This is a genomic window from Georgenia sp. TF02-10 (assembly GCF_022759505.1).
GTDB lineage: Bacteria > Actinomycetota > Actinomycetes > Actinomycetales > Actinomycetaceae > TF02-10.
This window is the reverse complement of the sequence record NZ_CP094289.1, coordinates 956,976-969,282: the sequence shown is the minus strand read 5'-3', so window position 1 is coordinate 969,282 and position 12,307 is coordinate 956,976. Positions and strand designations below refer to the sequence as shown.

At 67.4% G+C, this 12,307-nt stretch carries 11 protein-coding genes and 1 pseudogene; 8 read left to right on the top strand and 4 right to left on the bottom strand.

Annotation, left to right across the window (positions count from 1 at the left end; all coding sequences use genetic code 11):
- Window positions 1-282 precede the first annotated feature (282 nt).
- Window positions 283-2,757, top strand: coding sequence for a phosphoketolase (locus tag MF406_RS04375; protein ID WP_242896778.1), 2,475 nt, complete (start codon window positions 283-285; stop codon window positions 2,755-2,757).
- A 423-nt stretch (window positions 2,758-3,180) separates the two neighbouring features.
- On the opposite strand, the pseudogene MF406_RS04370 reads toward MF406_RS04375, so the two are convergent.
- From MF406_RS04370 to MF406_RS04360, 3 genes and pseudogenes are all read right to left on the bottom strand, one after another.
- A pseudogene (locus MF406_RS04370) lies at window positions 3,181-4,027 on the bottom strand (IS5 family transposase).
- A gap of 298 nt (window positions 4,028-4,325) precedes the next feature.
- On the bottom strand, window positions 4,326-4,727 hold the full coding sequence (locus MF406_RS04365) for a four-helix bundle copper-binding protein (protein WP_242896777.1): 402 nt from the start codon (window positions 4,725-4,727) through the stop codon (window positions 4,326-4,328).
- A 208-nt stretch (window positions 4,728-4,935) separates the two neighbouring features.
- Complete coding sequence (locus MF406_RS04360; protein ID WP_242896776.1) at window positions 4,936-5,511, bottom strand: CueP family metal-binding protein; 576 nt, start codon at window positions 5,509-5,511, stop codon at window positions 4,936-4,938.
- 244 nt (window positions 5,512-5,755) lie between these two features.
- On the opposite strand from MF406_RS04360, the gene MF406_RS04355 reads away from it, so the two are divergent.
- From MF406_RS04355 to MF406_RS04325, 7 genes are all read left to right on the top strand, one after another.
- Window positions 5,756-6,025 (top strand): SHOCT domain-containing protein, encoded by a 270-nt coding sequence (locus MF406_RS04355; protein WP_094452552.1) that lies wholly within the window; start codon window positions 5,756-5,758, stop codon window positions 6,023-6,025.
- Between the two features lie 143 nt (window positions 6,026-6,168).
- On the top strand, window positions 6,169-6,960 hold the full coding sequence (locus MF406_RS04350; protein WP_242896775.1) for a multicopper oxidase family protein: 792 nt from the start codon (window positions 6,169-6,171) through the stop codon (window positions 6,958-6,960).
- Between the two features lie 119 nt (window positions 6,961-7,079).
- Window positions 7,080-8,111 (top strand): IS630 family transposase, encoded by a 1,032-nt coding sequence (locus MF406_RS04345; RefSeq protein WP_242892207.1) that lies wholly within the window; start codon window positions 7,080-7,082, stop codon window positions 8,109-8,111.
- 144 nt (window positions 8,112-8,255) lie between these two features.
- Window positions 8,256-8,690: a multicopper oxidase domain-containing protein gene (locus MF406_RS04340; protein ID WP_242896774.1), complete on the top strand. Its 435-nt coding sequence runs from the start codon at window positions 8,256-8,258 to the stop codon at window positions 8,688-8,690.
- Between the two features lie 60 nt (window positions 8,691-8,750).
- On the top strand, window positions 8,751-9,668 hold the full coding sequence (locus MF406_RS04335) for a cation diffusion facilitator family transporter (protein WP_119076083.1): 918 nt from the start codon (window positions 8,751-8,753) through the stop codon (window positions 9,666-9,668).
- Between the two features lie 59 nt (window positions 9,669-9,727).
- Complete coding sequence (locus MF406_RS04330; RefSeq protein WP_242896773.1) at window positions 9,728-10,432, top strand: response regulator transcription factor; 705 nt, start codon at window positions 9,728-9,730, stop codon at window positions 10,430-10,432.
- A complete protein-coding gene (locus tag MF406_RS04325) occupies window positions 10,429-11,550 on the top strand; it encodes a cell wall metabolism sensor histidine kinase WalK (RefSeq protein WP_242896772.1) in 1,122 nt (373 codons plus the stop codon). Before MF406_RS04330 ends, MF406_RS04325 begins: the two co-directional genes overlap by 4 nt.
- On the opposite strand, the gene MF406_RS04320 is transcribed toward MF406_RS04325, so the two are convergent.
- On the bottom strand, window positions 11,515-11,781 hold the full coding sequence (locus tag MF406_RS04320; RefSeq protein WP_242896771.1) for a DUF2933 domain-containing protein: 267 nt from the start codon (window positions 11,779-11,781) through the stop codon (window positions 11,515-11,517). The two genes, MF406_RS04325 and MF406_RS04320, sit on opposite strands and share 36 nt — an antisense overlap.
- Window positions 11,782-12,307: the final 526 nt, after the last annotated feature.

Genomic DNA, 12,307 nt, shown 5'->3' with positions numbered 1-12,307 from the left:
CTTCCCTTTAGGAGTACTCGTGCTGACCACTCTTCGCGCCGTCGCTACGGCTACTTGGGGTGTGGTCACGGCGCTCGCGCCCTGTTGCACAACTGGGATAGATGCTGCACGGTCGCTCCTCAGGTGACGTGTCCATCGGCTCCCTGGTGGTCCGGCTGCCAGGCGGTGACCGACGACGCCACGGCTTGAGCTGAGGACCGCATATGACGGAACGATGTTCCTTTAGCGACGTCTGGGCGAAGGTCGATGACTCCGTCGGGCGGGGACTGGCATGGTGGAGGTATGACTCATGACGCGCGGGTGGCCCGGAGCGCTGCCGAGGACAAGGCCACCGACTACCTGCTTACGGCCGACGACGGCGCGGCAATCGATGCGTGGTGGCGGGCAGCGAACTACCTCGCGGTCGGACAGATCTACCTAATGAGCAACGCGTTGCTGAAGCGTCCACTGGCGGAAGAGGACATCAAGCCCCGGCTGCTCGGGCACTGGGGAACCTCCCCGGGGCAGAACTTCCTGTATGCCCACCTCAACCACCAGATCATCCAGCGCGACCTGGACATTATCTACCTGAGTGGACCCGGCCACGGCGGCCCGTCACTCGTAGCCGCCTCCTGGCTGGAGGGCACCTACTCGGAGGTCTACTCCCACGTCGGCACCGACGCCCGCGGTGTCGACGCGCTGTGCCGGCAGTTCTCCTTCCCGGGAGGCATACCCAGCCATGTCGCGCCCGAGACACCCGGATCGATTCACGAGGGCGGCGAACTCGGCTACGTGCTGTCTCACGCGTACGGCGCTGCATTCGACAACCCCGACCTGATCGCAGTAGCCGTAATCGGCGACGGCGAGGCCGAGACCGCGCCGCTGGCGACGGCGTGGCACAGTAACAAGTTCCTCGACCCGCAGGCAGACGGAACGGTCCTACCGATCCTGCACCTCAACGGCTACAAGATCGCAAACCCCACCATCTTCGACCGAATCCCGCGCCAGGAACTGGAGTCGCTGCTACTCGGGTACGGCCACCAGCCATACTTCTTCGAGGGCGGCTTCGACGGCGAGGACATCATCAAGACGCACCGGCGGTTCGCCGGTCTGCTCGCCCAAGTGCTTGACGAGGTTGTGGACATCCGTACTCGCGCCGCCGACGGCCGCCTCACCGAGCGGCCGCGGTGGCCGATGATCGTCTTCCGCACCCCGAAGGGCTGGACAGGGCCGCAGGAGGTCGACGGACTGCCGGTCGAAGGCAGCTGGCGCAGCCACCAGGTCCCAATGTCTGCCGTCCGCGGCAACGAGGAGTACACCCGCCTGCTGGAGAGCTGGATGCGCAGCTACCGCCCGAAGGAGCTCTTCGGTCCCGAGGGGCGGATCATGGACCTCGTCGCGCAGAACAACCCGGTCGGCACGCGGCGAATGAGCGCCAACCCGCACGCCAACGGTGGTTTACTCACCCGCGACCTGGACCTGCCGGACTTCCGTGACTACGGCGTCGACGTCCCAGGACCGGGTGGCGCCACCGCGGAGGCAACACGCGTACTCGGTGGCTGGGTGGCCGACGTCGTGGACCGGAACCGGCAGACCTTCCGGGTCTTCGGACCCGACGAGACCCACTCCAACCGGCTCGGCGCCGCGGTAGAAGCGGGTCGCAAGGCCTGGCAAGCAGAACTGCTTGACACCGACGTCGACCTGTCCCGCACAGGTCGGGTGATGGAGTTTCTATCGGAGCACCAGGTGCAGGGCTGGCTGGAGGGCTACCTGCTCACGGGCCGTCACGGGCTGCTCAACAGCTACGAGGCGTTCATCCACATCATCGACTCGATGTTCAACCAGCACGCAAAGTGGCTCGACTCCAGCCGGGACATTCCCTGGCGGGTACCAGTGCCCTCGCTGAACTATCTGCTGTCTTCCCACGTGTGGCGCCAGGACCACAACGGGTTCTCCCATCAGGACCCGGGCTTCCTTGACGTGGTGATGAACAAGACCGCCGACGTCACCCGCATCTACCTGCCCCCGGACGCCAACACGCTGCTGTCGACGTTCGACCACGTGCTGCGCACGCGCAACTATGTCAACGTCGTAGTCGCCGGCAAGCAGCCCGGGCCGCAATGGCTGACGATGGAGGAGGCCGTGCTGCACTGTACCCGCGGCATCGGTATCTGGAACTGGGCCGGCTCTGAGGAGCCGGGCAGCAAACCTGATGTCGTGCTCGGGTGCGCCGGTGACGTCCCCACGATGGAAGCGATCGCCGCGGCCAGGCTGCTGCGCGAGCGGCTGCCGGAGCTGAGGGTGCGGGTGGTCAACGTCGTGGACCTCATGCGGCTGCAGGACGAGCGGGAGCACCCGCACGGCCTGAGCCACCGCGACTTCGATGCCCTGTTCACCGCCGACCGGCCAGTAATCTTCGCGTTCCACGGCTACCCGTCACTGGTACACCAGCTAACCTACCGGCGCACCAACCACCACAACATCCACGTGCGCGGCTTCAAGGAGAAGGGCACCACCACCACACCGTTCGACATGCTCATGCTCAACGACCTGGACCGCTACCGACTGGTCATCGACGTCATCGACCGGGTGCCGGGTCTGGCAGAGCGGGAGTCGTCGCTGCGTCAAGAGATGCTCGACACCCGTGTACGGGCCCGCCAGTACACCCGCAAGCACGGCCAAGACCTCCCCGAGGTGACGCAGTGGGTCGTGCAGGACGGCGACAACACCCAGGGGTCGGGCGCCCCCGGCTCCGACACGGGCGGGGACAACGCGTAGCGTGGCTCACCCGGCCTCCGCACCGACCCTCATGCGGCATCCCGGTCCAGATGCGGCACCGGTCCAGCTAGTGGATCGAAGTTCATTGGATGTGATCCTTTCCACTGCTGGGAGGCCTAGACGTCGGGACGGGACTAGGAAGGGACCGGTTCAAGCCCGGCGCGGGAGTAAGAGGGCGTTGTAGATGGCCGTGTCCAGCGGCTGGGCGAACGGCAGCGTGAAGGTCCCCCGATGAAGCCCTTGCTGGCTGTTGCGGCTGCCGGATGGATGATCGGCGAGGTATGCCTCCAGCTGCGGCTACGGGCGTGGGTGAACTCAACCTCAGCCCCGATCCCAAGGGCGCGACGGTAATTGGTGGGCCAAGCAGCACACTGGTGCCCTCGCAGCCCGAGCACAGTTGTTCCAACCGGCTAGGACGTGTTGCTAAATCCATTGCAGAGCGGCGGAGAGGCAGATCCCTGCCGCGTATGACCGGGCGGTCTTGTCGTAGCGGGAAGCGAGTCCGCGCCACTGCTTCACGAAGTTGAAGCACCGCTCGACGACGTTGCGGCCCTTGTAGCGCTCCCGTTGGTCATCGCCGAAGTCGATCGGACGGCCCGGCCGCTTGCGACGGTGCGCGATCTGGTCGTCGCGTTCGGGGATCGTGGCCTTGACGCCGCGCTCGCGCAGCCAGGCCCGGTTCTTCTTCGACGGGTAGCCCTTGTCCGCGAGCACCCGGTCCGGTCTCGTGCGCGCGGGCCCTCGGCCGGGGATGTGGATCTCGTCGAGTACGCAGGTGAACATGCTCGTGTCTGCGACCTGCCCGCCAGTGAGGACGAACGCCAGCGCCCGGGCCTTCCCATCGCAGACGAGATGGATCTTCGTCGTCAAACCACCCCGTGACCGGCCGATCGCGTGGTCAGGAGGCTCTGGCCCGGACGTCTTGTAGTTCGACGGATCCCCCTGTGACCCGGGGCAAGGTCGCGCCATGCTGATGGACACGCGCGATCGAGGAATCCACCGACACGACCCAGTCGATCTCGCCAGCGAGCGACGCCCGCTTCTGCACGTGGGTGAGCAGGTCCTCCCAGACGCCGTCGCTCGCCCACCGGCGGAAGTTCTTGTAGATCGTGTTCCAGCTCCCGAACCGATCGGGGAGGTCTCGCCACGCCGATCCCGTGCGGAACCGCCACGCGGTCGCCTCGACCACTGTGCGCCGATCCACCGGAGGACGGCCCCGTGTCCTCGCCGGCGGGAACACGTCCCGGATCAGCTCCCAGACCTCGTCCATGATGACATCTCGCGACACGACTCAAGAATCACCCGAAGGCTCCACACCCACATTTAGCAACACGGCCTAGCAAGCGGTCTGGCCTGGTCGGGAACCTGCGCCTGCCGCGCAACCTGAGATGCGTTGACTCGCGCCAAGGTTCAAGCTCGACCTGTCGGCTGCAGCCTCCTCCGATCATGCCGTTGTGGCCAGGAAGCGCAGACGGCGTCGGTACCTTGGACGCCATTGGGCCGCCCGCCCGCTGACGCTGGCCTTCCCCACGTTTGATGTGAGGTGGCGAGCGGTCGGCGGTGACGGGTTACCCGATGGCGGCGAGGAGTTCGTTGCAGGCTTGTTCGCAGGCCCGACACGCTTCGGCGCAGATGCGGCAGTGTTCGTGGTGGCCGGCGTGCTGCTCGCACTCGTCGCCGCAGGACTTGCAGGCCTGGGCGCAGGCCTGGAGTTGGGCGCAGGTGAGGTTGGCGTCGTAGCCGGTATGCCGGGACAGGACTCGGGCGGTGGTGGCGCAGATGTCAGCGCAGTCGAGGTTAGTGCGGATGCACTTGCGCAGGTCGGCCACCATCTCCTCGCTCAGGCAGGCATCGGCGCAGGCCGTACATGCCTGGGCGCACGCCACGAGTGCGTCGACGGTGCGGGCGAGCAGGTCTCGGTCGAGGTTGATCGCGGCCGGGTAGGTGTTCATCATCTCGGCGGTCTTCATGGCTTGCTCCCTCATGTGATTGGGTGCGACGCCGGAGCGGACCGGGCGCCGCAGGGTCCTTCTGACGCTACGGCGTCACGATGGGTGATACGCCGGTGAATCGATGAAGGTTCCATGAAAAACGGGGGTCCATCAGGATGGTGAAATCGGCGTCTGCCGGCGCGGGCTCTGCGGTGCCCGTCCCCGCTGACCGAGGTGCGTCTCATACTCAGGCGTCAATCCGGAGTGTGGTCAAACAGGTCGCCCCGTCCTCGCGAGTTGAGAACGGGCTCTGGCCGGTGCGCCCGTCATAGGTGACCTCGATGGTGCCGTCGACCTCGCGCGGAAGCCAGAACCCGACGAAGCCGTTGTCAAACGTGGTGGCCTGCTCATCGACGAGGACCTCGCCGGTCTCGTCGACGATGCGCACGCCGATGTCCTCGTTGGCCAGCTCGCCGCGACACGTGGTCAGAGAGTGGTAGTAGCACTCGTGGGTCTGATCGACGTAGGGCGCCACGGATAGATAAAACCGGTCCTCTGCCAGCGGGACCATGACCTCCTGCTCAACATCGGCGAGGACAAGCTGGTCCGCGCGCACGGATGCCATGAGGTCAGTCGGCCGCTCGGCCACGGGCATCCGGTCGAGGTGGTCGACGATCTGCTGCCCGTCCATGCCATCGAGGTCGTGCGCCGCGAGAAAGTCGGCCTGCGCGGCGGTGTTGGCTGGGGGGCTGGCCGTCGGGCTCGCGTCGGGGGTGGTGGAACATCCGGCGAGCACCAAGGCGAACGCGGCAAGGAGGATCACGGGTCGTTTCAAACAACGCATTCTGTGGCAGGCCCACCGACCTCAGTGTGGTCGAGCGTTGAAGATTCGATGAAGATCGACGGGCGGGGCGGGGCCTCGGCGGGCCGATCTGCTTGACTCGATCGGGAGGTTCTCCGCACATGTCGGATGTCACCGATGTCCACTGGGATCGAGGGGACGACCAATCCCCCGGTGCATCCTGTGATCCCGGTCCGGAGCGGGCACTGAGTGATGGAGGTGAGGTATGGGTTGGAACTGGGGCCACATGGGCGGGTGGGGCATGGTCTGGGGCTGGCTTTTCCTGGCGCTGTTTGTCGTGGGCCTGGTCGTGCTGATGGTGGTCCTGGTCCGGCTGCTGAGCGGTCGCGATCGGCGGTCCGACGAGGTGCACAGATCAGGGCGGAGTCGGGCCCGGGAGGTGCTCGACGAGCGATACGCCCGTGGGGAGATCGATGACACCGAGTACGACGAGCGCCGCCGGCGCCTGGACGAGCCGGGGAGGCCTGAGGCGTGAGGCCCATCACTCGGCGGGAGGCGCTCCGGCTCGGCATGCTCGGCGGCTTCGGCGTCCTGGTCGGTGGGGTGGGGTTGTCGTGGAGCGGCTTGCCCTGGCTAGCCCCGCGCTCCAGCTCGATCGGGGGCGGCGGAGGGTCCCTGGTGGAGCCGGAGGTGCTGCGCAGCTGGGGCGGGGTGCTGCGGGTCGAACTGGTCGCCGCCCGCCAGGAGTCGACCGTCGCTGGGCGGCGGGCCCGAGTGCTGACCTACAACGGCACGGTGCCGGGCCAGACCTGGCTGGTCCGGCCCGGGGATCGCATCGAGGTGCGGCTGCGTAACGAGCTGGACATCCCGACCAACCTGCACACCCACGGACTGGAGGTCTCCCCGCAGGACAACGGGGACAACCCGTTCCTGTCCATCGAACCCGGCCAGGTCTTCGACTACCGCTTCGATCTGCCCGCGGACCACCCGCCCGGGGTGTTCTGGTATCACCCGCACCGGCACGGCACGGTCGCCGATCAGCTGTTCGGCGGCTTGTACGGTGCCCTGATCGTCGAGGGCGATCAGGTGCCGGTCAGCCGGGACCGGGTGTTGGTCGTCTCGGACCTCTCGCTGACTGCGGACGGGCAGGTCGCCTCGGTCTCGGGCCCGGAGGTGATGATGGGCCGCGAAGGGGAGCTGGTGCTGGTCAACGGCCAACACCGGCCGCAGCTGTCGGCGCGTCCCGGGCAGCGGGAACGCTGGCGCGTGATCAACGCGTGCACCTCCCGCTACCTACGCCTGAACCTGCCCGGACAGCGTCTGGAGCTGCTCGGTATCGACAGCGGCCGCGAACCGGCCCCGCGGGAGGTGACCGACGTGCTCTTGGCGCCGGGCAACCGCGCGGACCTGCTGGTGAGCATGCGCGCCGGCACCAGCGATAGCGGCCATAAGACAAGAACTGATTCCTGACCCGGGGCGAGAGCTACGAACGGCTGAGGCGTGTCGCCCCATGCGAGATCTGCGAAAGGTTGTGGGCGTGTCGCGGCGCGCCTCCCCAGGATTGGACGTCTGATTACTACTATTGGTGCATGACGTTGATCGAGCTGGACGGTACCGAGTGGTCCATCCTGATGAAGTACAAGGAGCAAGCGCCGTACAAGCTGATGCGGCTCAAGGCAGAAGCGCTGATGCTGCTGCACGAGAACGTCGACATCGGCACGGTCGCCAGGTTTGTCGACCGCAGGCCTTCGACGGTACGGGCCTGGGTGAGGGACTGGCAGAAGATGCGTCTGGCGTCGGTGCACACCGGTCACGCCGAGAACCTGAACGCCTCCAAGCTCACCGCCGACCAGCGCGCCCAGGTAGCCCAGATCCTGGCCTCCCCACCCTCGGAGCAGGGACTGCCCGCGCAGTTCTGGGACGTACCGAACCTGGCGTCCTGGCTGCACAACCACTTCGAGGTGGTCTACGAGTCCGACAGCTCCTACCACTTCCTCCTGCACATGGCCGGGATGACCTTCCACAAGCCCGAAGCGGTGGACAAGCGACGCGGCGACGAGGCCACCATCGCCAAGCGGATGGCCGAGATCCACCAGGAGATCGCCCCGCACCTGGCCGACCCGGACACCATCGTGGTGGCCGCGGACGAGGTCCGCATCGAGCACGAGGCCATCCTGCGCCGGGCCTGGCAGATGGCCGGAACCACCACCCGCATCGAGGTCGACCGCCAGCGCCAGGCCCAGAGCTACATCGGGTTCCTCCACCAGGACGACGGGAAGGTGGACCTGCGGCGCCTGGACTGGCAGAACAGCGACACCATCATCGAGGCCCTCACCGCGTTCACGGCCGCCCACCCGAAGAAGAAGATCGTGATCGTGTGGGACAACGCCGCCTGGCACCGCTCCAAAGCCCTGCGGGCCCACCTCGGACCAGGCAATCTCCTCGAACGCATCCACCTGATCCACATGCCGCCCTACGCACCCGACCACAACCCGATCGAGCACGTCTGGGGCGAAGCAAAAACCAGCATAAGCAACATCCAGCGCGCCACCTTCGACCAGACCAGGACCGCGTTCGAAGGCTTCATCCGCGGCAACAAGTTCCCCTACCGCCTGGAGTGAGCTTTTGATCTATCCGGGCTAGAGCTGCGCAACCGGGGTCACGACCGCGGCGGGATGGGAATGATGGGGGGCCGCGGCCTGTCCGGGCCCGGCACCTTGGCCACGCTGACTGTCAGCGGCGATGAGGCCGCTGCCCCGGGCCCGGTGCCTGACCGTCCGGCGGTTCCGGATCTGCGCGAGAAGCCCGTCGCCCGGCAGCGGGAGATCGCGTTCACGATGACCATGGGGTCGATGATGGGCCCCGGCCGGGACATGATGGATCTCGGGTTCGACGGTCGCGCCTTCGACGCCGACCGGATCGACCAGCAGGTGAGCGCCGGGACAGTCGAAGAGTGGGTGATCGCCAACCCCACCACCATGGACCACCCCTTCCACCTGCACGTGTGGCCGATGCAGCTCATCGAGAGCGGCGGGCAACCGGTCAACGAGCCGGCCCGGCGCGATGTCGTCAACGTCCCGGCCCAAGGCCAGGTGCGGGTCCTGGTCGACTTCGCCCGCCACCCGGGGCGCAGCGTCTACCACTGCCACATCCTCGACCATGAGGACGCCGGCATGATGGCCAGCGTCGAGGCCCGCTGACCACAGGACACCCCGGTCCCGACGAGCAGGAGAATGCATGAGTGACGAGCAGGAGAATGCATGAGTAATGACCACGCCGCAGGCGGGCACGTCCCCGCCCACGGAGATCGCCGCGCGTTGCGGATCTCCGGGGCATTGACCGGGGTGTACTTCGTCATCGAGCTGATCGTGGGGCTGTGGTCGGGGTCGGTGGCCGTGCTCTCCGATGCGTTCCACACCTTCTCGGCCGTCGGTGGCGTGCTCATCGCACTGGTCGCCCAACGCCTCAGCCAGCGTCCGGCCACCGGCAGAGAGACGTTCGGATGGGGACGCGCGGAGATTCTCGGGGCGCTGTTCAACGGGGTCTTCCTGGTCGTCATGGCCGGATACGTGTTCTGGATGGGGGCGATGCGCCTGGCCGACCCGATCGAGCTGCCCACCACGGTGATGCTCTGGGTGGCCGCGGGCGGCATCGTCACCGAACTGATCGCCTTCTGGTTGCTCTACCAACGCCAGAAGACCAACCTGAACCTCAAGGGCGCGTTCTGGCATATCCTGCAGACCTTCGTCGGCAGCCTCATCATTATCGTCTCCGCGGTGGTGATCCAGTTGACCGGGTTCCTGGCGATCGATCCCCTGTTGGGGATGGCCTTCGGGCTGGTGCTGCTGTGGGCATCTTGGACCATCCTGCGCTCGGCGATGCGCGTCCTGCTCCAAGGCACCCCCGAGCACCTCGACGTACACGAGGCGACCGCACAACTGCGGGATCTGGATGGGGTGGCCGACGTCCACCACGTCCACGCCTGGACCATCACCTCCGGGCGCACCGTCTTCTCCGCCCACCTACGCGTGCCCGACCTGCCTGCGACCGGCGACCGGGTCCTGCACCAGGCCACCGCCCTGCTCCAGGACCGCTTCGACGTCTACTTCTCCACCCTCCAGCTCGAACAAACCTGCCCGAGCCAAGAGAACGCCACAGACATCGACATCACCAGATAGCTCACCACCCTGCGCATGGCCTCGCCGACGGGTGGCGCGCTCTTTGGGAGAATAGGGGCATGATTTCGATGGATGGCCTGCCGCGCGTGCTCGTCGTGGACGACGAGGAGCCGTTGGCGAGATTGGTGGCGAGTTACTTCGAGCGCGACGGGTTCGAGGTCGAGACGACGGGCAGCGGTCGCGAGGCGATCAACCTGACTCGGCAGCTTGACCCGGGCGTGATCGTCCTCGACCTCGGTCTGCCCGGGATCGACGGGGTCGAGGTCTGCCGCACGGTGCGCACCTTCTCGGACTGCTACATCGTCATGCTCACAGCGCGGGTGGAAGAGGTCGACAAGCTCATCGGCCTGTCGGTGGGCGCCGACGACTATGTCACCAAGCCGTTCAGCCCGCGTGAACTCCTCGCCCGGGTGCGGGCCATGCTGCGCCGCCCGCGTTCGAGCCTTGACCCGGACGCGCAGACCAGACGGTTCGGTGCCCTGACGGTGGACGCCGCCGGCCGCGAGGTCCACCTGCACGCAGAGCCGGTGGAACTGACGCGCACGGAGTTCGACGTGCTGGCCGCGCTGGCGGCCCGACCGCGGATGGTTTTCACCCGGCGCCAACTCATCGAGGCGGTCTGGGGTGAGGGCTGGGTGGGTGATGAACACCTGGTCGACGTGCACATCGGGCATCTGCGGCGCAAGCTCGGCGACGATACCACCACCCCGATCTTCATCAAGACCGTCCGCGGGGTGGGGTACCGGATGGGCAGCGGCGAATGACACGGCTGTCGGGACTGGCTGCGCGCCTGCTCGCAGCCACGGCGGTTGTCGTGTTCGTGGGCTGGGCGACCGCCTGGGTGGTCGTGGCCGCCGTCGGCCCCGCCATCTTCCATGACCACATGATCCAGGGCCAGGCAAGTGAGCCCGGCGTGGTCCAACACGCCGGGGAGGCCTTCCAGTCCGCCTCGGCACTCTCCTTGGCCGGGGCGTTGCTCGCCGCCCTAGTCGCCTCTGTCGTGGTGAGCCTGTTCCTGGCTCGGCGGGTCAACGGCTCTCTGGTGGCGGCCACCGACGCCGCCCACCGCGTGGCAGCCGGCGATCATTCCGCTCGCGTGCCCCGGGTAGGGCTGGGCCGGGAGTTCGACGACCTGGCCGAGGCGTTCAACACCATGGCGACGGACCTGGCGGAGGTCGAGACAACCCGCACCCGGATGCTGGGGGACCTCGCTCACGAGATGCGCACCCCGCTGGCCACCCTCGACGGTTACCTCGAAGCCATCCTGGACGGGGTGCGCGGCGCCGACGAAGAGACGATCACGCTGCTGCGGGACCAGGTCGCCCGCTTGTCCCGGCTCGGGGAAGACATCGCGCTGGTGACCACGGCAGAGGAGGGCGGGCTGACGATGCACCGCCGGGAGGTCACCGTCACCGCCCTGCTCGCCGCGGCGCACGCCGAGGCGCAGGCGCGCTACCTGGAGCGTGGCGTCCGCCTGGAACGGGCGGTCTCGGCCGCAGCGGCACAAGCCCGGGTGGACGCCGACCCCGACCGGCTCGCGCAGGTGCTGACCAACCTGTTGGACAACGCCTTGCGGCACACCCCGGCTGGCGGACGAGTGGAGCTGAGCGCGGAACGACAGGGGCCGGCGGTCCTGCTCCGGGTGGCCGACGACGGAGAGGGCATCACGGCTGAACACCTCCCCCGCCTGTTCGACCGGTTCTACCGGGCCGACACGGCCCGGGACCGCGCCCACGGCGGGTCCGGGATCGGGCTCGCGGTCGTCGACGCCATCGTCCGCGCCCACGGCGGAACAGTCAACGCCACCAGCGCGGGACCAGGCCAGGGCGCCACGTTCACCGTGACGCTACCGGCGGACGGCTTCGCTACCGCCGCCGGGTGAGCGGTCTGCCGAGGGATGCTCGGCCGGCGGTGGGGCATCGGCGCCCCGGTGCGGGTGACCATGGGCGCCGTGGCCCATGAACATCATGCCGATCATCATCAGCGGGCAGGCGAGCAGGGCAGCCAGTGGAAGCGCTTCACCGAGCGAGCGGCCTGCGGCGAGCAGGGCCAACACGACCAGCGCAGCGATCCCTAGTAGGCTGAGCAGGTGCGAACGGTGGTTGGTGTGCATGGGATGCTTCTCCTTGATCGTCGGCGCGGACGGGGAAGATCGTCGCCACGGCCCAGATGCCGAGGGTGACATAGAGCAGGACGACCGCCGTGAGCGTCAACCAGATGGTGGGTGCCATGTCCGCTCCTCCTCGTTCAATCCCACCTTCGGGCACGTCGCTTGTGCTTCGGGTAGAGGAATGACGAAGAAACCCTGAAGCCTCCAGCCAGCCTCCGCCTCGGTGGAGGCCTGCCCGATGTCCGCTGGGCGAATCAGGACGGAATCGAGTCCACGCGCGACCGACAGCGCCTCGTTGCCCCTCCTGCCCCCGCCGAAGACTGCTGCATGAGGCGCGGCTCGCCACTGGTCCTGGATTTCCCCGGAGGTCCAGGATCTTTTCGGGCCCACGCGAGCGATGCTCCACGACCCCGGCCGAGATGGCGCACGACCTGGCTTGGTGAGGCGACCCGAGGTGTCGCGGTGATCTTCCGGGTTCGGTCGCGAATGCTTACTGGTGGTCAGCTGGCCGGTGCACCCACGGTGGGCG